This window comes from Streptococcus parasanguinis, from assembly GCF_000963275.1.
GTDB classification, from domain to species: domain Bacteria; phylum Bacillota; class Bacilli; order Lactobacillales; family Streptococcaceae; genus Streptococcus; species Streptococcus parasanguinis_B.
In genome coordinates, this window is record NZ_JYOW01000001.1 from 1386894 (window position 1) to 1412821 (window position 25928).

Annotated in this window: 15 protein-coding genes and 1 pseudogene; 8 read left to right on the top strand and 8 right to left on the bottom strand. The window is 44.4% G+C overall.

Annotated features, from left to right (window positions below; all coding sequences use genetic code 11):
* Nucleotides 1-14 precede the first annotated feature (14 nt).
* Entirely contained in the window at nt 15-2399 is a 2385-nt protein-coding gene (locus TZ97_RS06790; protein WP_045759824.1) for a phosphoketolase family protein, read from the bottom strand.
* 291 nt (nt 2400-2690) lie between these two features.
* On the bottom strand, nt 2691-3938 hold the full coding sequence (hutI, locus tag TZ97_RS06795; protein WP_037608072.1) for an imidazolonepropionase: 1248 nt from the start codon (nt 3936-3938) through the stop codon (nt 2691-2693).
* 199 nt (nt 3939-4137) lie between these two features.
* On the opposite strand from hutI, the gene TZ97_RS06800 reads away from it, so the two are divergent.
* The 8 genes from TZ97_RS06800 to hutG all read left to right on the top strand — a co-directional run bounded on the left by TZ97_RS06800 (nt 4138) and on the right by hutG (nt 14294).
* Complete coding sequence (locus TZ97_RS06800) at nt 4138-6168, top strand: urocanate hydratase (RefSeq protein ID WP_045759825.1); 2031 nt, start codon at nt 4138-4140, stop codon at nt 6166-6168.
* An 83-nt stretch (nt 6169-6251) separates the two neighbouring features.
* Nucleotides 6252-7151 carry a glutamate formimidoyltransferase gene (gene ftcD / locus TZ97_RS06805; protein WP_003008641.1) on the top strand — a complete coding sequence of 300 codons (900 nt, stop codon included), beginning with the start codon at nt 6252-6254 and terminating at the stop codon, nt 7149-7151.
* Between the two features lie 12 nt (nt 7152-7163).
* Nucleotides 7164-7793, top strand: a complete 630-nt coding sequence (locus tag TZ97_RS06810) for a cyclodeaminase/cyclohydrolase family protein (protein WP_024054843.1) — start codon at nt 7164-7166, stop codon at nt 7791-7793.
* 35 nt (nt 7794-7828) lie between these two features.
* Nucleotides 7829-9502 carry a formate--tetrahydrofolate ligase gene (locus TZ97_RS06815; RefSeq protein ID WP_045759826.1) on the top strand — a complete coding sequence of 558 codons (1674 nt, stop codon included), beginning with the start codon at nt 7829-7831 and terminating at the stop codon, nt 9500-9502.
* Between the two features lie 15 nt (nt 9503-9517).
* Nucleotides 9518-10096, top strand: coding sequence for a HutD/Ves family protein (locus TZ97_RS06820; protein WP_045759827.1), 579 nt, complete (start codon nt 9518-9520; stop codon nt 10094-10096).
* Between the two features lie 21 nt (nt 10097-10117).
* The gene (locus TZ97_RS06825) at nt 10118-11461 is read left to right on the top strand and encodes an APC family permease (RefSeq protein WP_045759828.1); all 1344 of its coding nucleotides are present in this window, start codon (nt 10118-10120) and stop codon (nt 11459-11461) included.
* Nucleotides 11462-11676: 215 nt separating this feature from the next.
* Nucleotides 11677-13218 carry a histidine ammonia-lyase gene (gene hutH / locus TZ97_RS06830; RefSeq protein ID WP_003018756.1) on the top strand — a complete coding sequence of 514 codons (1542 nt, stop codon included), beginning with the start codon at nt 11677-11679 and terminating at the stop codon, nt 13216-13218.
* Between the two features lie 83 nt (nt 13219-13301).
* Nucleotides 13302-14294 carry a formimidoylglutamase gene (gene hutG, locus TZ97_RS06835; protein ID WP_045759829.1) on the top strand — a complete coding sequence of 331 codons (993 nt, stop codon included), beginning with the start codon at nt 13302-13304 and terminating at the stop codon, nt 14292-14294.
* Nucleotides 14295-14437: 143 nt separating this feature from the next.
* Here the strand turns inward: hutG and TZ97_RS06840 are convergent, their stop codons facing one another.
* The 6 genes and pseudogenes from TZ97_RS06840 to TZ97_RS10920 form a co-directional block, all read right to left on the bottom strand.
* A complete protein-coding gene (locus TZ97_RS06840; RefSeq protein WP_045759830.1) occupies nt 14438-17374 on the bottom strand; it encodes an AAA family ATPase in 2937 nt (978 codons plus the stop codon).
* Nucleotides 17375-17506: 132 nt separating this feature from the next.
* A complete protein-coding gene (gene metF, locus TZ97_RS06845) occupies nt 17507-18382 on the bottom strand; it encodes a methylenetetrahydrofolate reductase [NAD(P)H] (RefSeq protein WP_003008657.1) in 876 nt (291 codons plus the stop codon).
* A gap of 113 nt (nt 18383-18495) precedes the next feature.
* Nucleotides 18496-20745, bottom strand: coding sequence for a 5-methyltetrahydropteroyltriglutamate--homocysteine S-methyltransferase (gene metE, locus TZ97_RS06850; protein WP_003004989.1), 2250 nt, complete (start codon nt 20743-20745; stop codon nt 18496-18498).
* A gap of 756 nt (nt 20746-21501) precedes the next feature.
* Entirely contained in the window at nt 21502-23109 is a 1608-nt protein-coding gene (locus TZ97_RS06855; protein WP_045759831.1) for an alpha-glucosidase, read from the bottom strand.
* 68 nt (nt 23110-23177) lie between these two features.
* The gene (locus tag TZ97_RS06860; protein WP_045759832.1) at nt 23178-25409 is read right to left on the bottom strand and encodes a glycoside hydrolase family 31 protein; all 2232 of its coding nucleotides are present in this window, start codon (nt 25407-25409) and stop codon (nt 23178-23180) included.
* A 120-nt stretch (nt 25410-25529) separates the two neighbouring features.
* A pseudogene (locus TZ97_RS10920) lies at nt 25530-25625 on the bottom strand (CPBP family intramembrane glutamate endopeptidase); the annotation flags it as partial.
* Between the last annotated feature and the right edge of the window lie 303 nt (nt 25626-25928).

Consider the following 25928-nt stretch of genomic DNA (forward strand, 5'->3'; position numbering starts at 1 on the left):
TCCGACTTTTTTTCTTATTTATTTACATTTTCCCATTTCCAGTTGTGCACTTCCGGAATGTCATCTCCGTTTTCACGGATATAAGCATTGTGGAAGGCAACTGTTTCATCCATTTGAGCTGCAAATGCGGATGCTTCTTCCCCAAGAGCTGCATTAGCAGCATCTTGTGCCAAGTGGAAGCGGTCCAACTCAGACATCACACGCATATCAAATGGTGTTGTGATATCTCCGTTTTCACGGTAACCATGTACACGAAGACTGTGGTTGTGACGGTTGAAGAAGATGTCACGAATCATGCCTTCGTAACCATGGAAGGCAAAGATGACTGGTTTATCAGTTGTGAAGACTTTGTCGAACTCTTCATCTGAAAGTCCACGCGCATCAACGGATGGGTGACGCAATTTCAAGATATCCACAACGTTGACAAAGCGGATCTTCAATTCTGGGAAGGCCTTGTGCAAGATTGTGATGGCTGCAAGAGCTTCTAAGTTTGGCTCAGTACCTGCGGCTGCAATAACAAGATCTGGCTCTTCATCTGCTGAAACAGTTGATGCCCAATCGATCACCTTGTATCCTTCACGAACCAATTCTTCTGCTTCAGCTGCTGAATAGAATTGAGGACGTGGGTGTTTAGAAGAAACGATCAAGTTGATCACATCTTCTCCCTTGAAGGCTTCATCCATCACTGCAAGCAAGCTATTGGTATCTGCTGGCAAGTACTCACGGATATATTCAGGAGTTTTCTCAGCCAAGTGAGTCAAGATACCTGGATCTTGGTGAGTGTAACCATTGTGGTCTTGTTGGAAGACAGTTGAAGTTGCAATCAAGTTCAAGGCTGGGTAGTTTTTACGCCATGTTGTATGGGTCTTAGACTTACGCAACCATTTGAAGTGTTGAGTGATCATAGAATCCACAACACGAAGGAAGGATTCGTAAGAAGCGAAGAAGCCATGACGACCTGTCAAGACATATCCTTCAAGCATTCCTTCTGCTTGGTGCTCTGACAATTGAGAGTCAATGACACGACCAGCAGGGCTCAACGCTTCATCGTAGTCTGGTTTCATACGTCCTAACCATTGACGGCTTGTACGAGTGAAGACTTCTTGAAGACGGTTTGATTTGGTTTCGTCTGGACCGAAGATACGGAAGTTATCTGGGTTTGCATCTACTAAGTCTGCCGCATACTTACCAAATTCGATCATGTCTTGAGCCATGATTTCACCTGGTGTGTTGAATTGAAGGGCATGTTTCTTCCAATCAGCTGTGTTCATTGGTTTGATCACACCAGCATTTGTGATTGGGTTCATCGCCATGCGACGGTCACCTTTTGGTGCAATTTCAGCAATTTCAGGAACTAGCTTTCCAGTTTCGTCGAACAATTCAGCTGGACGGTAAGATTCCAACCATGAAAGAAGGGCATCGACATGCTCCATGTGGTGAGCATCTACTGGGATTGGAACTTGGTGCGCACGGAATCCACCCTCGATTAGTGTTCCTTCCCATGCTTTTGGACCAGTCCAACCCTTAGGAATACGAGCAATCAAGACAGGATATACTGGTTGAGTTGCTTCTTCAGCAGAACCTTTACGAGCTTCTGCTTGGACTTTCTTGATTTCTTCAATTGCTTCGTCCAATTTTTCAGCGAACAAAGCGTGGGCAGCTTCGTGGTCGTCAGAAATAGCGGTTACGTCTGCAAAGATTGGTTTCCATCCAAGACCTTCAAAGAAGAGGGCCAATTCTTCGTCTGTTTTGCGTTCAAAGATGGTTGGGTTGTGGATCTTCCCTCCGTTGAGGTAGAAGATTGGAAGGATAGCCCCATCGTTGACTGGGTTCAAGAAGGTATTTGACAACCATCCTGCCATCAATGGACCTGTTTCACCTTCACCATCACCGATAACTGTGGCAGCAATCACATCTGGATTATCCAATACAGCACCTGCAGCGTGAGAAAGGGCATAACCAAGCTCTCCACCTTCGTGGATAGATCCTGGTGTTTCAGGCGCCGCGTGAGAAGCGATCCCTCCTGGGAATGAGAAGATCTTACACAAGTGTTTGAAACCTTCTTCATTTTGAGGGATATTTGGATTCAATTCAGTATAAGAACCATCTAAGTAAGAGTTCGATACCATTACCTGTCCACCGTGACCTGGTCCTTCAATGTAGAACATATCCAAGTCATATTTGTTGATGGTACGGTTCAAGTGAGCATAGATAAAGTTTTGCCCTGGTACAGTTCCCCAGTGTCCGATTGGGTGAGCCTTCAAGTCGTTTTCAACGACTTCGCGCTTCAACAACGGGTTATCTTTTAAGTACATTTGAGCAGCTGAAATGTAGTTGGCTGCACGCCACCAAGCGTCTACTTTATCCAAGTAAGCTTTGCTGTTATAATCGACAGTCATCTTGTCTCCTCACAATTTCTAGACAGGTCTGTTGAACAACCTGTTCGTTTGATCAATAGTTTAAACAATCTGTTTTCACGACAAACAGATGATATTGAAGAAAATATTCAATATTACTTCTATTCTATCAAGAATTTCCCTTTTTGTACATCAGAAAGTAAGAAAAATATTCTTTGAACGTCAAATTTTAATTTCCCACTAAAGTGGTTCCATTCCCTACAGGGATAGGTTTTAAAAAAAGACTTTGCTGATTTTTGCAAACCAGCAAAGTCCCAAATGAAATGGAGGAGGTTAAATGACTTTTTGACCTTTCTTGTAGACATCTGTCACTAGATTTGTCGCAAAGAAATAGAAGAGATAATCTAGATTTGGTGCATCAAAGATGGTAATGTCAGCCTGTTTGCCAACATCGAAAGAGCCGATTGTTTTAGCACGATCTACTGAATAGGCTGCATTGATGGTCACTGCATTGAGAATTTCTACTGGAGTTAGGCGCATCATGAAGCAACCCAGATGCATGGCAAACTGGAGATTGGCTGTTGGACAAGACCCTGGATTGCTGTCCGTTGTTAGGGTGATGGCCATCCCAGCGTCCAACATCTTACGAGCCGGTGCATAGGTATCTTCCATGAGGCTGAAGGTTGTAGCAGGCAAAAGATTTCCAATCACTTTTGCTGCAGCTAATTTTTGAATGCCTTCATCGGTAATCACCATCAAGTGTTCTGCACTAGTAGATTCCAATTCAGCCGCCACATCAACACCACCAATGGATTCGATTTCATCGGCATGGATCCGTAGCTTGAAGCCCATCTCCTTAGCCTTTGAAAGAAGATAGCGAGATTCATCTGCTGTAAAGACACCTTTTTCACAGAAGATATCACAGAACTCAGCTAGCTTTTCTTCCTTCACTTTGGGAAGCATTTGCTCCACAATGAGATCTAAATATTCTTGGGAACGGCCCTTGTACTCTGTGGGAATCGCATGGGCTGCCATAAAGGTTGATACCAGATCAATTTCATGATCCCGATCCAATGCAGCCACAACATCCAACTGGCGTTTTTCAGTTTCCCAATCCAAACCATAGCCACTCTTGGCTTCGACAGTAGTCACCCCATGACGCAACATGTAATCCAACAGTCGTTTGGACTTGTCATAGAGATTGTCAAAAGAAGCTTCCCGTGTCGCCCGAACCGTGCTCAGAATTCCACCGCCTTGGGCGAGGATGTCTAAGTAAGAAACACCCGCTAATTTTTTCGCAAATTCATGTTCACGACTACCTCCATAGACCAAGTGGGTATGGCAGTCAATCAGGCCAGGAGTCGCAACTTTTCCTTCACAGGATTTCACTTCCGTATGGTCATCAATCAGTTCTGGATCTGGTTGACCTGTCCCAACTGCAAGAATTTTTCCATCCTTAATAGCGATATAAGCATCGGAAAGGATTTGCGCTTCTGCCATCTCCTTGCCATAGAGAGGATGACCCAGATCATTCGGACAAAACAATTGGTTAAAGTGGGTTAATAGGATATCAGCAGACATATGAAACATTCCTTTCTATTTCCATTGTTATTCATTTTACAATTCTACAGGAAAAGCGTCAAAAAAAAGTCAAAAAGTTTTTCCCTCATTTTTTTTTGCTTTATTAAAAATTATATTTTTTTTTGACTCTTTATTGACGTTTCTTCGATACAATAAAGAAAATATAAATTCACAGTCCAACTATAAGGAGGGTTCTGCTATGTCATTTATAGACGAGAAAGAAATTGCAGCTGCTATGTCTGTCAAACTTGACTTTGATGTCCTACCTGAAAAGGCGACTTTTCAAGAAGGCATCCGTCGTGCACCTGATAGAGGCTTCCGCTTAACGCAAGCTCAGACTGAAATTGCCCTTAAAAATGCTTTGCGTTACATTCCTAAAAAATTCCACCAAGAGTTGATCCCAGAATTTCTGGAAGAACTGAGAACTCGCGGTCGGATCTATGGCTATCGCTTCCGTCCAAAAGATCGGATCTACGGAAAACCAATCGATGAGTACAAAGGAAAATGCACTGCTGCTAAGGCTATGCAGGTTATGATTGACAACAACTTGAGCTTTGAAATTGCCCTTTATCCATATGAATTGGTCACTTACGGAGAAACAGGTTCTGTCTGTGCCAACTGGATGCAATACAACTTGATCAAGAAATACTTAGAAGTCATGACAGAAGACCAAACCTTGGTGGTTGAATCTGGTCACCCTCTCGGCCTCTTCAAGTCTAAACCAGAAGCTCCTCGCGTCATCATTACCAACGGTCTCTTGATCGGTGAGTATGACAACATGCGCGACTGGGAAATTGCTGAAGAGATGGGCGTTACCAACTACGGTCAGATGACGGCTGGTGGTTGGATGTACATCGGTCCTCAAGGGATCGTTCACGGTACCTTCAACACTCTCCTTAATGCTGGACGTCTTAAACTCGGTGTGCCTGATGATGGCGACTTAACTGGTAAACTCTTCATCTCGTCTGGTCTCGGTGGTATGAGTGGAGCTCAAGGGAAAGCAGCTGAAATTGCAAAAGCTGTTGCCATCGTTGCAGAAGTAGACCGCTCTCGAATCGAAACCCGTCACTCTCAAGGTTGGATTAGCCAAGTAACCGACAGTGCCGAAGAAGCTGTGAAATTGGCTCAAGCAGCCCTTGAAGCTGGTGAATCTACTTCTATTGCCTACCATGGAAATATCGTAGACTTGCTCGAATATGTCAATGAACACCAAGTTCACGTTCATCTCTTGTCTGACCAAACCTCTTGCCACAACGTCTATGATGGTGGCTATTGCCCAGTTGGCATCAGCTTTGAAGAGCGTACACGTTTGCTGGCAGAAGACAAAGAAACCTTCCGCCGTTTGGTTGATGAAACCTTGGCTCGTCACTTTGCAGTGATCAAAGCCTTGACGGCTAAAGGTACTTACTTCTTCGACTACGGTAATGCCTTCATGAAATCTGTTTACGACTCAGGCATCAAGGAAATTTCTAAGAATGGCTTGGATGACAAGGACGGCTTCATTTGGCCATCTTATGTAGAAGATATCATGGGACCTATGCTCTTTGACTATGGATACGGTCCATTCCGTTGGGTCTGCCTCAGCGGTAAACATGAAGACTTGATTGCAACTGACCACGCAGCTATGGAAGCGATCGATCCAACTCGTCGCTACCAAGACCGCGACAACTACAACTGGATTCGCGATGCTGAAAAGAACCAACTGGTGGTTGGTACACAAGCTCGTATTCTCTATCAAGATTGCATGGGCCGTGTCAATATTGCATTGAAATTCAATGAACTCATTCGCCAAGGCAAGATTGGACCTGTCATGATTGGACGTGACCACCATGACGTATCTGGTACGGATGCTCCATTCCGTGAAACATCAAACATCAAAGATGGATCAAACGTTACTTGTGACATGGCGGTTCAATGTTACGCTGGTAACGCTGCTCGCGGTATGAGTCTCGTTGCCCTCCACAACGGTGGTGGTACTGGTATCGGTAAAGCTATCAACGGTGGATTTGGGCTCGTCTTAGACGGTAGCCACCGGATCGATGAAATCATCAAGTCTGCCATTGCCTGGGACACTATGGGTGGGGTTGCTCGTCGGAACTGGGCACGGAATAACCATGCCATTGAAACAGCGATCGAGTACAACCGTCTCCATGCAGGAACAGACCATATCACCATTCCTTATCTGGCAGATGAAGATTTGGTCAAAGAAGCCGTTCAAAAATTGTTTTAACATCAAAAAATAAAAACTGAGAAAGGGGAGGAAAATACAAAGACTCCTCCTCCCCAACTTCTCCTATAAAAAGAGGTAATCATATGGCAAAAATTGTTGAGTGTATTCCAAACTTCTCTGAAGGACGCAATCAGGCTGTGATCGACGGATTAGCAGCTACAGCAAAAAGTATTCCAGGTGTCACTTTACTAGACTACTCGTCTGATGCCAGCCACAACCGTAGCGTCTTTACACTCGTTGGGGATGAAGAAAGCATTCAAGAAGTGGCTTTCCAATTGGTGAAATACGCTTCTGAAAACATCGATATGACCAAGCACGAAGGCGAACACCCTCGTATGGGAGCAACAGACGTTTGTCCATTCGTTCCGGTTAAAGATATCACTACAGCTGAATGCGTTGAGATTGCTAACAAAGTGGCTGAACGCATCAATCGTGAATTAGGTATTCCAATCTTCCTTTACGAAGATGCTGCAACTCGTCCAGAACGGAAAAACTTGGCCAAAGTGCGTAAAGGACAATTTGAAGGAATGCCAGAAAAATTGTTGGAAGAAGACTGGAAGCCAGACTACGGTGAACGCAAGATTCACCCAACTGCAGGGGTTACAGCTGTCGGTGTCCGTATGCCACTCGTTGCTTTCAATATCAACCTTGACACAGACGACCTAGAGATTGCCAATAAGATTTCTAAAATCATTCGTGGATCAAGCGGTGGATACAAATACTGTAAAGCGATCGGTGTCATGCTAGAAGATCGCAACATCGCCCAAGTCTCCATCAACATGGTCAACTTGGAACAATTCCCATTGTATCGTGTCGTGGAAACCGTTCGTTTCGAAGCGCAACGCTATGGTGTTCGCATCATCGGAACAGAACTCATTGGACTGGCTCCTGCTAAGGCTTTGATCGACTCTGCTGAATACTACTTGCAATTAGAAGACTTTGACTACAGCAAACAAGTCTTGGAAAATCACTTGTTGGGTTAGAAAGGGAGTTCTATGAAACTAGTTGACTTAAGTATTACGGAGTTTGCCAAGGTCCTTGGTTCAGATGCTCCAGCTCCAGGTGGTGGTTCTGCAGCTGCTCTATCTGCTGCGAATGGGATTTCCCTTACAAAAATGGTCTGTGAACTGACCATTGGAAAGAAAAAATACGCAGAATTTGAAGACCACATCAAAGGGGTTCATGAAAAAAGCGCTCAACTCCAAGACCAATTACTAGAAGCCATCGATAAAGATACAGAAGCTTTCAACGTCGTATCAGCTGTCTTTGATCTTCCAAAAGAAACGGAAGAAGAGAAAGCCGCTCGTCGTGAAGCCATGCAAAAAGCTTTGAAACATGCGACAGTATCTCCTTTCTCTATGATGGAGCTCATCGTTGAAGCTCTTGAAACCACCAAAGAAGCTGTTGGCAAGTCCAACACCAATGCAGCTAGTGACCTAGGGGTAGCTGCTCTGAATCTTAAAGCTGGCCTTCAAGGTGCTTGGCTCAATGTCTTGATCAACATTTCAGGAATCAAGGACCAAGACTTCGTCCAAGAATACCACGGCAAGGGACTCAAACTTCTCCAAACCGGTTCTGATCTTGCAGATAATATTTACCAAACCATTTTAGAAAGTCTATCTTAAACCTAGCAAATAAAAATAAAGAAAGAAGGGATTCTATGGTTTTATCGGATATTGAAATTGCCAATTCTGTCCAAATGAAGCCCATCACCGATATCGCTGCTGAACTTGGATTGACCGAAGACGATATTTCGCTCTACGGAAAATACAAGGCAAAAATTGATAGCAACCAACTGGAACAACTCAAGGATAAGGAAGATGGAAAGCTGATCCTCGTGACAGCCATCTCTCCAACACCTGCTGGAGAAGGAAAGACAACCACCTCTGTTGGCTTGGTCGATGCTCTTTCAGCTATTGGTGAAAAAGCCGTCATTGCCCTGCGCGAACCGTCTCTTGGCCCTGTCTTTGGGATCAAGGGTGGAGCTGCCGGTGGCGGGTACGCCCAAGTGGTTCCAATGGAAGATATCAACCTTCACTTTACCGGAGACTTCCATGCCATTGGGATTGCCAACAACCTCCTTGCAGCCTTGATTGACAACCATATCCATCACGGCAATGAGTTGGGCATCGATTCTCGTCGCATTACCTGGAAACGGGTGGTCGATATGAACGACCGTCAGCTCCGTCATATTGTCGATGGCCTTCAAGGAAAAACAAACGGAGTTCCTCGTGAAGATGGCTTTGACATCACCGTGGCTTCTGAAATCATGGCCATTCTCTGTCTCTCAGAAAATATCCTTGATCTCAAAGAACGTCTTGATCGCATCATTATTGGGTACAACTACCAAGGCCAACCGGTCACAGCTAAAGACCTCAAGGCTGGAGGTGCTATGGCAGCCGTCCTCAAAGATGCCATCCATCCAAACTTGGTACAAACCTTAGAACATACTCCTGCTATCATCCACGGCGGACCTTTTGCCAATATTGCTCATGGCTGTAACAGTGTGCTGGCTACTAAACTAGCCCTCAAATATGCTGATTATGTCGTGACAGAAGCTGGTTTTGGAGCAGACCTCGGTGCTGAAAAATTCATCGATATCAAGTGCCGCATGGCCGGGCTCAAACCTGCTGCCGTTGTCCTCGTCGCAACCATCCGTGCCCTCAAGATGCATGGTGGGGTTGCCAAAGCAGACTTGGCTACTGAAAATGTCCAAGCCGTTATCGATGGTCTACCAAACCTAGACAAACACTTGGCCAACATCCAAGAAGTCTATGGACTACCTGTGGTCGTTGCCATTAACAAATTCCCACTGGATACAGAAGCCGAACTAGAAGCTGTCTATGAATCTTGTAAGAAACGCCATGTAGATGTGGTCATTTCAGATGTCTGGGCACATGGTGGAGCTGGTGGTCGTGACTTGGCTGAAAAAGTCATTCAACTGGCTCAAGAAGAAAACCACTTCTCTTATGTCTATGACGAAGAAGACAGCATTGAAACGAAATTGACCAAGATCGTCACAAAAGTCTATGGTGGTAAAGGCATCAGCTTAACACCAGCAGCCAAACGCGAACTGAAAGAATTGGAAGCTCTTGGCTTCTCAAACTACCCAATCTGTATGGCCAAAACCCAATACTCCTTCTCAGATGATGCGAAGAAGATGGGAGCACCTAAAGACTTCACTGTTAAAATCAGTAATCTCAAGGTAGCTGCCGGAGCTGGCTTTATCGTAGCTCTCACCGGTACCATTATGACCATGCCTGGCCTACCTAAAGTTCCTGCCAGTGAAAAGATTGATATCGATGCCCACGGCAATATCACTGGTCTCTTTTAAGAAAGAAGGCGTCCTATGGTGACTCTCCTTCATCTTACCCCCGCAGATTATCAAATTTCTACTTGGTCCGGTGGCCAAACCACCCAACTCTTTCTCTCCCCAGAGGGAGGAAGCTATCCAGATCGGACATTTGACTTCCGCCTCTCTACTGCAACAGTAGAGGTTGAAAAAAGTAACTTTACCGATCTCACGGGCTACTACCGAATCTTGATGCCCTTAAATGCCTCCATTCGACTCAACCATCAACAGAAAGAAGTGGTTTTGAACCCCTTTCAAAGCTACTTCTTTGATGGGGGAGATCCTGTATCTAGCCAAGGGACTTGTCAAGACTTTAATTTGATTTACAAACCTTCTTATCAGGGGCATATGAGTGCTATATCCCCAAAAGAGAGTGTCAAAAGTCAGAGTCGCTATCAATTGATCTATGCTCTCTGTCCACTAACACTCAAATGGGGAACCAATCATTCCCAAACTCTCCAAACTCACGAGCTCCTGGTGATCGAACAAGCATCTCCTTTTCAAGAGATGACAATCACGTTTTTACCCCATCAGTCTGGGGAGCAACCGATTGCTATCTGGACTGGACTACAATAATGTTCACAAAGGAGAAACATTATGAACGGAGCACATAAACAGTCGATTGAGGAACAAGAAAAAGCGAAATTCAGCTTTAGTGGTGCCACTCTATACGGTATCAACGCCGTAATCGGATCTGGTATCTTCCTCCTCCCTCAAAAAATATATTCTGGCCTTGGACCAGCTTCTCTAGCTGTCATGTTCGGAGTAGCCATTCTCGTCATGCTACTATCAGCCTGTCTGGCTGAAACGGCTGGCTACTTCGATAAAAACGGTGGAGCTATGCAATACTCAAAAGCCGCTTTTGGAGATTTCGTTGGCTTTAACGTTGGGATTCTCGGTTGGGCCGTTACTGTTATCGCCTGGGCTGCCATGTTAGCCGGCTTTGCTAAGATCTTCATCATTACCTTCCCAGCATTTGAAGGCTACAACCTTCCGATCAGTGTCGGTATGCTGATTCTCTTGAGTCTGATGAACATCGCCGGTCTGAAAACCTCTAAGATGTTCACTCTGACAGCTACTGTTGCAAAATTAATCCCCATTGTCCTCTTCTCACTCTTTGCCATCTTCTTCATTTCCGGTGGGGTGAGCAAGGGCAACTTCACACCTTTCCTTCAATTGGAAAGTGGAACAAGTCTCTTCAGTTCTATTTCTAGTACAGCCGTCTACATCTTCTACGGTTTCATCGGATTTGAAACCATGTCTATCGTTGCAGGGGAAATGCGCAACCCTGAAAAGAACGTTCCCCGCGCTATCCTAGGTTCTATCAGTATTGTATCTGTTCTCTACATGTTGATCATCGCAGGAACAATCGCCATGCTTGGTGGTCGCATTATGCAAACTGGTGCACCAGTACAAGACGCATTTGTCGAAATGATTGGCCCTATCGGAGCTCCCCTTGTTTCTTACGGAGCCCTCATTTCAATCGCCGGTCTAAACATTGGTGAATCCATCATGGTTCCTCGTTTTGGTGCCGCCCTAGCAGATGAAAAACTCTTGCCAGCAGATCTTGGAAAAACAAACTCTAAGAATGCTCCAGTCATTGCCATTATCATTTCCGGTGCCTTTGCGTTCTTACTCTTGTTATCTGGATCTTTCGAATCATTAGCAACTTTCAGTGTTGTCTTCCGTTTCTTCCAATACATTCCAACAGCTTTGGCAGCCATCAAACTCAGAAAAATGTACCCAGACAAAAAGGTTACCTTCCGAGTACCATTTGGTCCCGTTATCCCAGTTCTAGCCGTTGTGATCAGTATCTTGATGATTGCAGGGGACAACCTAATGAACTTTGTTTGGGGTGCCATCGGTCTAGTGATCGCAAGTGGACTCTACTTTGTTTTCCACGGCGATAAACTACATAAATCTAAAGCCCTTCCTCACTAATTTTCTTTACACACTAGATGGGAACAGAGACGGGAGCGAAGCTCGGTTTTGCTCCCTAACCCATCTAGGACTCCACGAATGTCAAACCTGAGCCCTTTTCTCTATGACTCTTTTCAATTTTTTAGATCAATAGACAATGGGCCCATGTTTGGTATTCAAACCGAAGTAAACACATCTACTTCCCCAGAACAACTATTCATAATCGGAGGTTTTATATGACTCAATTGATTCATTTAGATGGCAATAGCTTAACACTCGAAGAAGTCATCGCTGTAGCTCGGCACGGTGCCCAATGTGAGCTTGATGAACAAGCCAAAGAAGCCGTTATCGCATCCCGTAAAATCGTTGATGACATTGTCCGCGAAAAACGAGTCGTCTACGGTGTGACCACTGGTTTTGGTTCCCTCTGTAATGTCAGCATCTCTCCAGAAGATACTGTTCAGCTGCAAGAAAACCTGATCCGGACTCACTCATCTGGCTTCGGTGATCCACTTCCTGAAGATGCCGTTCGTGCCATCATGCTGATCCGTATTAACTCACTATTGAAAGGTTATTCTGGCATTCGTCTGTCAACTGTTGAAAAACTGTTAGAATTGCTCAACAAAGGAGTCACTCCTTATATCCCTGAAAAAGGCTCTCTCGGAGCTTCTGGAGACTTAGCACCACTTGCTCATATGGTTTTACCAATGTTGGGTCTTGGACGCGCCTACTACAAAGGAGAACTTCTCAGTGGTCAAGAAGCCTTAGATCGTGCTGGAATTGAAAAGATCCAATTAGCTGCCAAAGAAGGGCTTGCCTTGATCAATGGTACGACTGTTCTAACCGGTATCGGTGCTCTTGCGACATATGATGGTATCCAATTGCTCAAACTATCTGACATTGCCGGTGCTCTCTCAATGGAAGTCCACAATGGAATTACCAGTCCATTCGAAGAAGATCTTCATACCATCCGTCCTCAAAGTGGACAACTGGCAACTGCTCACAATATCCGTAACCTCCTTGAAGGAAGCAAGAACACAACAGTTGCGACTCAACAACGGGTCCAAGATCCTTATACACTCCGCTGTATTCCTCAAATTCATGGAGCTAGCAAGGATTCTATTGCTTACGTAAAAGAAAAAGTTGAAATCGAAATCAACTCTGTCACAGATAACCCAATCATTACCAAAGAAGGACACGTCATCTCAGGAGGTAACTTCCACGGTGAACCAATGGCGCAACCATTTGACTTCTTAGGCATTGCCCTTTCTGAAATTGGGAACGTATCTGAACGTCGGGTGGAACGCTTGGTCAACAGCCAACTCAGTAAATTACCATCCTTCTTGGTCAAACACCCTGGACTCAACTCAGGCTTCATGATTACCCAGTATGCTTGTGCATCCCTTGCATCGGAAAATAAAATTTTGGCTCACCCTGCTAGTGTCGATTCTATTCCATCTTGTGAAAACCAAGAAGATTTCGTCAGCATGGGAACGACTGCCGCTCGTAAAGCAGCAGAAATTCTTAAAAACTCCCGTCGCATCGTTGCTACTGAAATCATGGCAGCTTGCCAAGCCTTGGATCTCAAACCAGAAAATCATGAACTTGGTAAAGGGACAAAACCAGCTTATGAGCTGATTCGTCAAAAACTGAACTTCATTGAATTTGACAAAGATATCGAAATCTTTGAAGAACTCAATAAAGCATCTGCTGTTGTCGAAAGCGAAGAATTCTTAGCAACCATCGAAAAAGCAGTTGACTTACGGATTCAATACTGATACAGTAAGGATAAAGCAAAAACAGAGGCTGGCGATCTTCTCAGCCTCTGCCTGCTTTCAGAAAAATAAGGGAGGCGACAAGCTTGCTCACAAACTACTATCCAATGACCTACAGCTACTACCAAGGTAGCATCGAGGACAATCCCTACACGGCCAAATGGGGAATGGTCACCAAATTTTTAGACCTAAACGACGAGACCCTCACTCCATTTGAGGGTATGACCTTTGGGATCATCGGCTTTAAGAGCGACAAAGGAGTCTATATCAATAATGGGCGTGTAGGAGCAGTCGAGGGTCCTACAGCCATCCGTTCTCAAATCGCTAAACTTCCATGGCACTGGGGAACCAATGTCACAGTGTATGATGTGGGAAATATTGACGGGCCCAACCATTCACTAGAAGAACTCCAAGAAAGTCTCTCACAAGCGATCCAGCGCATGTACCAATTAGGGATCCAACCTATTGTCCTAGGAGGCGGTCACGGAACTGCTTACGGCCACTATCTAGGGATTCAATCCAGTTTGAAAAAAGATGAACAACTGGCTGTGATCAATCTGGATGCCCACTTTGATTTGCGGCCTTACGACCAAACCGGGCCCAACTCTGGAACAGGTTTTCGTCAAATGGCTGATCATGCGAAAGACAAGGGTCAGGACTTCCCTTACCTCATCCTGGGGATCCAAGAGCACAATAATAACCTCTTCCTCTTTAATTACGTTGCTAAAACACCAAGCATTGATTTCTTAACTGGGCAAGACCTCTTCCAGATGAGCCACCAAGCCATTCTGGATCGAATCGATCAATTTTTAGAAAACCAAACCGCGATCTATCTGTCTATTGATATGGATTGCTTTGCGGTCGGCTCTGCTCCTGGTGTTAGTGCCATCCAATCACTTGGTGTCGATCCTAAACTAGCCCTCCTGCTTCTCCAACACATTGCTGCCAGTGGTAAACTAATCGGATTTGATGTCGTGGAAGTTTCTCCTCCTCATGACATTGACAACCATACTTCAAACCTTGCTGCGACCTTTATCTTTTACTTGACACAAATATTGGCGCAACAAAAACTGAACTAAGAAGATTTCTACACACATAAAAAGCATAGAAACACCCATTACTAGGGTATTTCTATGCTTTTTCTTCGTTTTCAGACACAATGATCTTTGTCTGAAAGGAGGCATGGCCTCTTATCCTTCACTTATGATTTAGATAAGAGACACTACAGGTCTTTTAATTTCTTAAGAAACTGACGATCTCTGTAGGGATTCAAGTGTTGCTCTGCCACCTTCTTGTAGTAATTCTTATCTTCTTTCAAGAAGGTGCTCAGGGCAGGAGCGAGCTCTTCTCCCTTCTCCTTTTGATTAGATAAGAAAGCCAATAGATAATGAACCATCCCCTTATCCCGCGAATTGGCAGATGGATTCATCGTCCTTTCTTTTCGAGCCAGATAATCCGCAACCTTCTCCTGATCCCCTTGCTGACAAGCAATCAAAGATTGGTAAAATTCGAGCAATTCTTCCTTCCAAGGGAAACGAACACTGGACAAAATCTTCTGAGCTCTGTCAAAACAGAGGCGAGCTTGAATCAAATCTCCCTTCCAATAATAGGCGATCCCAAGATCAATATCAAAGACGACGCGGACGGAATCAACAGCTTGATCTCCCACCAAACGCAGAACCTCTTCTAAGTGGGTGACCGCTACTTGGAAATGCCCTCTCACTTGCTCGATTTCAGCGAGGTAGGCCAAAGAAGCTGCAATTTGAATGGCATACTTGGTCTGCATGCTATTGGTCAAACTAAAGCAATCAATAGAGCGATACAGATGCCGGGTTGCCTGCTCCTCATCCCCAACCATCAGGTGATACAAGCCCTTCAAACGCAACTGGATCGCGATGACCTCATGATTATTAGCTTGGATGGCATCTTCTAAAGCTAAATCTGTATAATAGGCCATCTCAGAGATATTTTCCGTTTGAATGCAATAATAAATGATTTGCCGATAACCCTCTAAGAGGAAGTCGGATTGCTTGAGTTCCCGCGCATAGGAGATGACTTTTTGGATATCATGAATCCCCTTTTGATACTCCCCACTTCGAATAAAATAGCGACCTTCTAGGTACAAGTAACGCAGTTGTAAATGCTTGTATTCTCTATCTCTTTGGTGCCTTGAAAAGAGGTTATCTAATTCTTGGCGAATGCGGGATAGCTCTCCAAAAATGTCCAAATGGCTATTTGTACCATCTGATAGGAACCCCTCATCTACCTTGGAATAAATCGGAAACAGCTCATGCTCCAGCTGAAGGATTTCTTCTAAATAGGTCAACTCAAAAGATATGGAACGCAAAAGATTTTGGGATTGTTTGTATTGGTAGGCAATTTCCTTATAAAGAAGAAGGTCCGTCGAATCTTCTAAAGTTTCTTCCAATTTTTGCGCAATTTGTTGGTGGAAGAGCCGCCGTCTAGCTGGCGAAAGAAGATGGTAAAAGTACATGGCTACCAATTGCTTGCAGAATTGAACCATGAGAGCCTCTCCTTCTTCTACGATTGAGACGATCGCTCTTTCAGATAAAGGCTCGATTAATTCTGTCAAAACAGGAAGCTCTGTAGCCGTCAATTCTGCTAAGATAGACAGAGAAATTGGCTTATGAAAACAAGATAGGTAGTGTAGAAGAGCCTCTTCCTCACTGCTCATATCCCCAAGCTCCTGAGAAAGATAGGCTTGAATGATATCAGGCAAGGGTTCTAAATTTTCATTTTCTTTCCACTCTTCGATATAGCTGGACAGAAAGAACGGACTGCCTTCACTCCATTCGACCATCTGCTCCATCACTGCAGGCTCTATTGCTCCCAGTTCCCCTTTCAAGAGAGCACGACTTTCACTTGGGGCAAAATTGGTCAACTCTAGTTGAGACAGCCTTTTCTCTACCTTCAAGCTCCCCAAGAAGTTGACGAAGGAAGCTGGCAGAGGCTCTTCCGCTGTGAAAATTAGTTGCCATTTCTCCTGACTTCTTCTCTCCTCTAGTTGTTTCACTTTTTCTAGAGACACTGCATCGAACCACTGGGCGTTTTCAAGCAGGATCAGGAGCGGTTTTTCTTTGCTAAGGCCTTGAAGCTGATTCCATACAGAAATGAGATCATCCTCCTCTTCCAGAAGGGAAATCCCCATCTCATCCCCCAGTTTCTCTAGCGCTTGTCTGAGATCATTCCAGCTGCTTCCTTCGTATCGTTGACTAGTAGCTTTTCCTTCCACCTTGATAAAGTTAAAACTGCGATTGGACATCAAGACCAACTGCCGCAAGAGACGTTTCTTACCTGTTCCAGATTGCCCCATCACGAGAAAAGGACCTACCGCTTCACCTGTCTCGACTAAGGAAAGGTATTCCTCGAGTTGCGAGAGTTCTTGTTTCCGACCAAAGAAAGAAAGTTCACGAATATTCAAGCGATTGGTCAGTTTATGAGTTCGTTTGGCTTCCAAAACGGAGTGATAAAGTTCCTCAATCGCTCGACTGGGACGCACACTGAGCTCGCGATCCAATAAATCGACTAGCTTATAATAGGTCTCGAAAAATTTTCCTAGCTGATGATGGAAGCTATAATACTCCATCAAGAGCTGGTAGTTTTTCTCTTCAAATTCATCCAGCTCTACCAAATGATGGAGCAAGAGTTCTATACTAGGATCTGCAAAACCGACCTGCTCAATTTTTTGATAGCAACTTTCGACATAGAGCTTCCTATAAGCATCTCGTTTGCGAGAAGCCCACTGATCAAAGTCTTCATCATCCTTGACATAGAAGCCCTCTAGAAAGTCTCCCTGATAGAGATCCAAGGCACTTAGTGGATCTCTTTCAAAGAGCTGAACATCCAGCGAAAGATTCAAGTCAGGATTAAGGGCCAAACTGCTCCGACTTGGCGAGACAATGATATCTCCTTCAAAGATTTTATTGGCTTGGTAAACCGTATTTCGTAAGTTTTTGCGAGCTACTTGGTTTTCCTTATCTCCCCAAAGGATACCGGCTATTTCATCACGGTTGACTTGGCCCATGACCGCTAAATAATAAAGCAAGGCCTCCATCTTCGAAAAAGAAAACCGAATAGTTTTCTGATTGAAAACAACCTTAGGGGGTCCAAATAACTTTAACGTGAGATCTTTCTTCATTGCAAGCGCCTCCAAAAACTTCATATTAATACTATAAAAAAAAAGTTGGCTTTTAGCAAGTAATTTATCCAAATAAAAAGAGACTGAGAACGATTCTTTCTCAATCTCTACACTTCCTACTAAAAGTGTTGATTAATTCACTTCAAAATTCGGTTGATGAGCAAATAACGCCTTTGTTGCTTGGTAGACATGGTAAGCGACATCTTCATTGTTCATGGTGTAAAGATGGACACCTGCCACATCTTGAGTAACCAAATCAACGATTTGATCGACTGCATAAGCCAAGCCAGCTGCGCGAAGAGACTTTGGATCATGCTCATACTTGTCTAAAATCGCTTTAAACTTCCGTGGGATATGAACATTTTCACAAGTCTTAAGGAGACGAAGGGCCTGATTGCGATTGAGAATCGGCATCACTCCTGCATGAATAGGAACATTGATCCCAGCTAAAGTACACTTATCTTGAAAATCATAGAAACGCTCATTGTCAAAGAAAAGTTGAGTGACCAAACTAGAGCACCCTGCATCTACCTTCTTTTTAAGATTTTGAATATCTGAAATTTGGTTTGGAGAATCTGGGTGTCCCTCAGGATAGCAAGCACCAATCACCTCAAAATGAGGAGCTTCTGTTTTAATAAATTCAATCAGATCTGTTGCATAACGAAAGTCTTTTAAAGGTTCCACACCGGGGATAATATCCCCACGCAGAGCCAAAATCCGATGAACCCCTACTTCATCTAACTCATGAAGAGTATCGGCCACTTTTTCCTTGCTCAAATAAACGGCTGGCAAGTGAGCAATCGTCGGAATAGACAATTCATTTTGAATGTAATTGGCTAAAGCAACCGTCGTCTCTTTGATATTGTATTTATTATTGCTAGCGGTCACACTAATAAAGTGAGGAGCTAGCTCCTGCATATTTGCCAAAGCACGTAAGAGTTTGGCATTGCCTACTTCAGGATTTGGAGGAAAAACTTCAAATGACAGAGACGGTGTGTGTTGTGACATATTCTATCCTTTTCTTTTGTTTTTTTGATCAAGAACTCTGAGCCACTATTTCTAGGATAAGGGAACGATTCGAAAACCCTCTACACGATGATAGAAGGTCCTCGAAACATTTCTTACAAGTGTTCACGCGCTTCTTTAGCAGCATTAACGAGCTTGATCAAGCTTTCTTTTGTTTCTTTAATTCCGCGAGTCTTCAAACCACAGTCAGGGTTGATCCAAACTTTGCCACTTGGTACTTTGGCCAAGATCGCTTCGATAGTGTGATCAATTTCACCGTCTTGTGGGACACGTGGTGAGTGGATATCGTAAACCCCAGGTCCAACTTCTGTTTGGAAGTTTTTGGCTTTCAACTCATCCAAGATTTCAAGGTTTGAACGGCTAGCTTCAAATGAGATGACGTCTGCATCCAAGTTGTCGATCGCTGGGATGATATCTGTAAATTCTGAGTAACACATGTGAGTGTGGATTTGTGTGTCTGGTGCAACAGTTGAGTGTACCAAACGGAAGGCTGGAATCGCCCAGTCAAGGTAGTCTTCGTACCAGTCGCTACGACGGAGTGGCAATTTTTCACGAAGAGCAGCCTCGTCGATTTGGATGATCTTCACGCCTGCAGCTTCAAGGTCAAGAACTTCATCCTTGATGGCAAGAGCGATTTGAAGAGTAGAATCCTTGATAGAGATATCTTCACGTGGGAATGACCAGTTAAGGATGGTAACAGGTCCAGTCAACATCCCTTTAACAGGTTTGTCCGTACGACTTTGTGCGTAGCTAGACCATTTCACAGTGATTGGGTTAAGACGAGTCACATCACCCCAGATGATTGGTGGTTTCACCCCACGCATACCGTATGATTGTACCCAACCATTCTTAGAGAAGAGGTAACCAGACAAGTTTTGACCGAAGTACTCAACCATGTCGTTCCGCTCGAATTCACCGTGTACAAGCACGTCAAATCCAACTTCTTCTTGCCATTTGATCCATTCGTCGATCGTTTCAGCAAGGAAGGCATCATATTCTTCTTGAGTCAATTCACCCTTACGGAAGGCCAAACGTTTGGCACGTACTTCCTTGGTTTGAGGGAATGAACCAATGGTAGTTGTTGGAAGTGCTGGAAGCTTGAAGGCTTCTTTTTGGATTTCTTCCCGTTCTGCAAAGGCTGGCAAACGAGTGTAGTCTGCTTCTGTCAAAGCTGCGATGCGAGCATGAAGTTCAGCATTTGCTCCGACACGTTCAGTTGCAAAGAGTTCTTTGTTGGCAGCAAGAGCTTCTGCCCCTTGACCATTGCGGATGGCATCCAAGTCACGCAATTCACCCAATTTTTCAACCGCAAAGGCGAAATGGTTCAAAATAGCTGGTTCAAAATCTTCGTTAGCTGTTGTAAATGGCACATGAAGAAGAGAGCAAGAAGTCGTCAAGACAACCTTTTCAGCTGGAACTTGATCCAAGATTTCCAAGCTCTTTTCATAGTTGTTGCGCCAGATGTTTTTCCCATTCACAATACCAGCATAAAGGGTCTTATCAGCTGGGAAGCCACCTTTCACCAATTCAAGCGTTTTCTTCCCTTCAACAAAGTCAAGACCGATACCATCTACTGGCAAGTTTACAAGGTCATTGTAGACATCACGAACATCACCAAAGTAAGTTTGGATCAAGACTTCAAGGCCTTTCTTGTCAGCCAAGAGTTTGTTGTAGAGGTTCAAGAAGAGAGCTTTTTCTTCAGCTGACAAATCTTTGACAAGAGCTGGCTCATCGAGTTGAATACGAGTCGCACCAAGCTCGGCCAATTTGGCAAAGACTTCTTGGTAAGCAGCAACCAAGCTGTCGACGAAGTCCTCAGCTTTCACACCATCTTCAAAGTCAGATAATTGAAGGAAAGTGAATGGTCCAACGACTACTGGACGAGTGTTGATCCCCAATTCTTTGGCTTCTTGGTACTCATCAAAAATCTTGTGACCAGCCAATTTCACTTCTGTTGTTTTTTCAAATTTAGGAACGATGTAATGGTAGTTGGTGTTGAACCATTTTTTCATTGGAAGGGCACGCACATCCCCTTTTTCACCTTGGTAACCACGCGCCAAAGCGAAGTATTGTTCAAGGTCTGTCAAATCCAAGTTTTGAACAGATGCAGGCACGACGTTGAAAAGGAAGGCTGCATCAAGGAAATTGTCGTAGTGTGAGAAGTCATTTGAAGGAATCTCTGAGATGCCTTGTTCTTTAACAATGTTCCAGTGTTTAGCACGCAAGTCTTTAGCAGCTGCCAAGAGCTCGTCTGCTGAGATTTCTTTTCTAAAGTATTTTTCAGTTGTAAATTTTAATTCACGGAATTCACCCAAACGTGGGAAACCGATAATTGTAGTTGACATGTTGTGTCCTCCAAAAATTCTAATTGACACTATCATATCAGAAGATAGCCGTCTTGTATAATTGCTTTTACACGAATTTTGATATAGTCAAAAACTATAACACGGATTTAATGGGCCTTGAGACCAGAAATTAAAAGTAAAAACTAGGACTTCTTATAAATATTTCCTATAACCCAAGGGTCCCCAAACCATTTTTGAACGGATTTTGAGCGGATTCTGCTAGAAGAACAGCCCCAAAAAAGCAAAACAGGCCTTCTCTATCGAGAAAGACCTGTGCAAGCATAAACAAACTGCTTCTGTTTACAAATCTAATAAATTCTATAAAAATGTATTCGTTGGAATGATTCTATCATCTACTGAAACTTTCCGCCGTGAGAAAAGTGCTAGAAACTATAGTGTTTCTAGCACTCGGGAGTTTTGAGAGTAAAACAGTTTGGGAAACTGTTTTAGCCTGAGCCCAGAAATTAAAGAGCGAAGGGGCTCAATACGAATTGAACACGGGCTGCGGATTGTGTCAAAAAGATAAGTTCTCCTAGAATCTAAAGATTCTTCGTCAAACTTCCTATTTTGCCTTTATCCGCAGTCGCCCTTTGTATCTTGATTTAGTCTTGGAACTTCGTAGAAGTTCGCTGACGTCCGTAACTCACCTAAGGAAAGTTTTTTAGATGACATCGTTCCCAATCTGACAGGCCTTCTCTACTGAGAAAGACCTGCTTCTACGAGGAAGTAATTTCCCCTATTTTTTCATTTGCCTCATTAGGCTAATTTAACACAGAAGGCATCCCAAGGGGCCAACTTGCCTGATTCGAGGACTTGTTCTACCTTGGTATTGGCGATGAGAACCTCTTCAACCCCATTAACGAGCGGTAAGTCTTGCTCTTGACTGGAGAGATTGACAACCACCAGATAGGCTTGCTCTCCTTCTACCCGCTTGTAGGCAAAAACCTTGTCTGCTGCGTCCACCAATTCATAATCGGCAGTCACAAGCCAAGGGTGATCTTTTCTCAAAGCAATGAGGGCTTGGTAGGTATAGAAAATAGAGTCTGGATCTGCTAGAGCAGCCTCTACATTGATCTCTTTGTAGTTTGGGTTGACCGCAAGCCATGGTTGACCTGTCGTAAAGCCAGCTTCTGCTTCATCATTCCACTGCATCGGTGTCCGTGCATTGTCCCGACCAATATGGCGGATTTGATCCATGATCACTTCGAGCGGAACCTCTTTTTCTAAGGCTTCACGAGCATAGTTGATCGACTCAATATCTTCTACGTCCTCAAGGGTCTTAAATGGATAATTGGTCATCCCGATTTCTTCGCCTTGATAGATATAAGGGGTTCCCTTCATCAAGTGAAGCAGAATCGCTAAAGCCTTGGCAGATTTGACACGATAGTCCCCATCATCCCCCCAAGTTGACACAATCCGTGGCAAATCGTGGTTGTTCCAAAAGAGGGAATTCCAGCCTTCCTCTTCTCCTAATTCCGTCTGCCACTTGGTGAAAATTTCCTTCAATTTAGGCACATCCAATTCCTTCGCATAGTGCCACTTTGGTTGACCCGGTTGGTATTGAAGACCAATGTGTTCAAATTGGAAGACCATAGACAATTCTTGATTTTTCGGATTGGAGTATTGCTTGGCAATCTCTGGAGTTGCTCCCCAAGTTTCTCCTACTGTGAGCAGATCCTTATCGCCAAAGGTCGCTTGATTCATTTCCTTCAAGTAAGGATGGAGCATGGGACCGTTGCTGATGATTTCCTGATCTGGGATCTTACCGATCATATCGATGACATCCATACGGAAGCCACCAATTCCCTTGTCAATCCAGAAATTCATCATGTCATAGATCTGATGACGAAGCTCCTCATTTTCCCAGTTAAGGTCCGGTTGCTTCTTACTAAAGTTATGCAGGTAGTATTGGCCTGAAGCTTCATCGAACTCCCAAGCAGAGCCACTAAAAGCAGAAATAATGCCATTGGGTTCATCGCGCCAAATATAGAAATCCCGCTTTGGACTGTCTGGATGTTCACGCGCCTCGATAAACCAAGCATGCTCATCAGAGGTATGGTTGACCACCAAGTCCATGATAATTTTGATCTTGCGTTTCTGACCTTCTGCGATCAATTCTTCCATATCTTCCATGGTACCAAAGATGGAGGCAATATCTTCGTAATCCGAGATGTCATAGCCGTTATCATCCATGGGACTCTTGTAGACTGGTGAGAGCCAGATGGCTGTAATCCCTAGCTTTTCCAGATAGTCTAGCTTGCTCGTGATCCCCTTGAGATCCCCGATGCCATCGCCATTACTATCCTTGAAACTTTTTGGATAAACTTGGTAAATTACGGCGTTATGCCACCATTTTTGTTCCATTTTTTCTTCTCCTTTATGATTGTGAAATCACTTTCATCATACAAAAATAGGGGTGAAATTGCAAGAGTTTACAAGTCTTCTCCCTCTTCACTGGAATAAATCACCTCAAAGAGACGTTGGCGCAAGCCTTCCTCCAAAGGGGTGATGACCTTCATCAACTGTTTCCAATCCTTGGCTCTTGAACAAGCCGCAAATAATTCGTTTTTCCTATCGTAGGCCAGGTTGGCAGATTTCAAGAGCTCAAACATCCGATCTTCTTTGGCAATAGGACGCGATTGCAGCTCACCCATCGCAATTTCTTGACTTTGATTGTCCACTATGATAGGGGCTGTCTCAAAGGTATGGAGCAAGAAACGGTGCTGTCTCTTTTCAGGAAGCAGCGTTAGATCACCTGTTAAATCCAGCCTAATCTTTCTTTCATCCCAATCGACTGTTAGGCGGGTTTCAACCTTGCTAGCTCCTTCTCCTTCGACGAGTACGAAAGAACGATTGTCACCTGGGAAGAGATGCCAGTCCAGCATTTCTGGAAGGTCCACTCCTGTCCGTGGTTGTGCATCCATAGGGATGATGGCTCCCGCACGTGCAAAGACTGGAATATCCTGGCTGGTCCTAAAGACCGTGAGCTTGCCTCTTCCTTCATACTTCCAGTCATGGAAGAAATCATACCAAACGCCGTCTGGGAACCAAACACTCACAGAAGCACTATGAAAGACAGGATCCAGCGCTTCGGTAATTGGCGCCACCATGAGTTCACTGCCAAAGAAATATTGATTCTTCGCTTCATAAGCCTCTTCTTCGTTTGGGTAGTGGTAATAGAGAGGTTGAACCAAAGGCAGGCCTTCTTCGTGCGTCGCCACATTCATGGTGTAAAGATAAGGCAGTAAGCTATGGCGCAGGCGCAAATACTGCTTCATCAAGCGACAGGTCTCAGACGAGTAAAACCACGGTTCCTTGCTGTTAAAGGCATTACAAGAACTATGAAGACGATTGATCGGGCTAAAAACCCCAAACTGCAACCAACGAAGAGCCAAGTCTTCATCATAGTAGCCCCGCATATGGCCACCGATATCATGACTCCACCAGGTGTAGCCGATATTGGAAGCTGTGCTGGTAAAGTATGGTTGAAAGGCTAGGGATTCCCAAGTCACAATAGTGTCCCCTGAAAAACCAATCGGATACCGATGGCTACCAGGACCCCCATAACGCGATAAGATGAGACCAGCTTGGCCTTTTCGGCAATTGTCTAGATAATGATAGTGATTTAACAACCAAAGGGGATCCATCTTGCCATGACTACCTTGCTGCCAATCAATCCACCAAAAGTCCACTCCTTGATCTTCCAAAGGATGGTGGACATCTTCGAAATAAGCTTCGCGAAAAGCTGGACTATAAAAATCAAAGCTAGCAGCTTCTTCTTTTTCCGCATCCAGTCCCAAGCGTTTTGCGACCATGGGATAAGCATCTTCGAAGGCGCGAATTCCATCTGCCGGATGGACATTTAAGGTCACCTTTAAACCACGCTCATGCAGGCCATTTAAGAAGGCAGCTGGATCAGGAATCAAATCCCGGTTCCAACTATAACCCGTCCAACCACTTCCAAAGCGAGCAGGAATCGCCGTCTTGTGCCAGTCCATATCGATCACACTGACTGCTAGAGGCACCCCTTCTGCTTTGAAACGATCCATCAAATCTGTATACTCCTGACTGGTATAAGGCCAATAGCGACTCCACCAGTTGCCCAGAGCATAACGTGGCAAGAGGGGTGGCTGTCCTGTCAGATGGTAAAAATCTTTCAAGGCGCCTAGATAATCACGCCCATAACCGAAGAAATACAGATCCACTTCTGGATAGGGCCGTGCTCTAAAGCCGCTTTCGTCATCATACAAGTAGGAAGCGGAATCGTCTAAAAGAGCATAACCGGCCTTGCTCAAGATCCCATCTTGCAACTCCATAGCCCCATCGACCTCGTCAAGCGTCCGACTGGTCCCCTTTAAGGTCTCCGGCTGATCTCCATAGTGCCACCGGCTCCCATAGACTGCATACTGACCCTTGAGTTCGATATAAAGCCGATCCGGTGCAAAAGGTCCTTTTTCAAAATGGAGGTGGAGATGCTCTGTATGAAGATCGAGAACATCTTCTGTCTCTACGACCTCACAGGTAACAGGGCCAAAATCTCGATTTTGTACAACCTGCGTCTGACCATCTTCAAAAACACCATCTTCTGAGTATTCCAAGCGCACCAAAGATTCCGTTAATACGGAGATTCGGTAGTTATCTCCCTGTATCACTGATCCTGCCATTTGTCTTTCCTCCTCTTTTTATCTACTTCGCCTTACTGTGTAAACGTTTACGATTTTACTATAGCACTCAAAAAAAGGCCTGTCAACACCTGACAGAGCCTTTCCTAAAATTTTATAAGATCAACTTCCCCAATGAATCAAGAGATACATGAGACTCGATCCAAACATATCTGCCAAGGCATGCATGAGGAAAAATGGCAAGAGATTCTTGACGACCTTGAGGACGGACGTTAGGTGAAATTATCCAGTGGATGATTTCAGCAATCCAGGAAGTTCTATGACTAAATTAAGATACAGAGGGCGTCTGCGGAGTAAAAATTAAAAATCATTTTTCTGCAGAATCATTTCACCTATTTCAGTTAAAAAATAGGTGATCAACATTCTGAGGCTGGGACAAAAGTCCTAGCCTCAGAATTGTTTTTGGATTGTTGAGCAAGACGCAGTGGTTGAGCGGACTCTACTACGCTGATTTCATCAGCTTTTACAGCCCTACTCAACTGTGCGGAGGTGGGACGACGA

Coding starts and splice junctions, on each gene's coding strand:
- hutH (WP_003018756.1), top strand. CDS start 11,677: ATGACTCAATTGATTCATTTAGATGGCAATAGCTTAACACTCGAAGAA.
- TZ97_RS06855 (WP_045759831.1), bottom strand. CDS start 23,109: ATGGAACAAAAATGGTGGCATAACGCCGTAATTTACCAAGTTTATCCA.
- TZ97_RS06820 (WP_045759827.1), top strand. CDS start 9,518: ATGGTGACTCTCCTTCATCTTACCCCCGCAGATTATCAAATTTCTACT.
- metF (WP_003008657.1), bottom strand. CDS start 18,382: ATGTCACAACACACACCGTCTCTGTCATTTGAAGTTTTTCCTCCAAAT.
- TZ97_RS06815 (WP_045759826.1), top strand. CDS start 7,829: ATGGTTTTATCGGATATTGAAATTGCCAATTCTGTCCAAATGAAGCCC.
- TZ97_RS06860 (WP_045759832.1), bottom strand. CDS start 25,409: ATGGCAGGATCAGTGATACAGGGAGATAACTACCGAATCTCCGTATTA.
- TZ97_RS06825 (WP_045759828.1), top strand. CDS start 10,118: ATGAACGGAGCACATAAACAGTCGATTGAGGAACAAGAAAAAGCGAAA.
- metE (WP_003004989.1), bottom strand. CDS start 20,745: ATGTCAACTACAATTATCGGTTTCCCACGTTTGGGTGAATTCCGTGAA.
- ftcD (WP_003008641.1), top strand. CDS start 6,252: ATGGCAAAAATTGTTGAGTGTATTCCAAACTTCTCTGAAGGACGCAAT.
- TZ97_RS06840 (WP_045759830.1), bottom strand. CDS start 17,374: ATGAAGAAAGATCTCACGTTAAAGTTATTTGGACCCCCTAAGGTTGTT.
- TZ97_RS06800 (WP_045759825.1), top strand. CDS start 4,138: ATGTCATTTATAGACGAGAAAGAAATTGCAGCTGCTATGTCTGTCAAA.
- TZ97_RS06790 (WP_045759824.1), bottom strand. CDS start 2,399: ATGACTGTCGATTATAACAGCAAAGCTTACTTGGATAAAGTAGACGCT.
- hutI (WP_037608072.1), bottom strand. CDS start 3,938: ATGTCTGCTGATATCCTATTAACCCACTTTAACCAATTGTTTTGTCCG.
- TZ97_RS06810 (WP_024054843.1), top strand. CDS start 7,164: ATGAAACTAGTTGACTTAAGTATTACGGAGTTTGCCAAGGTCCTTGGT.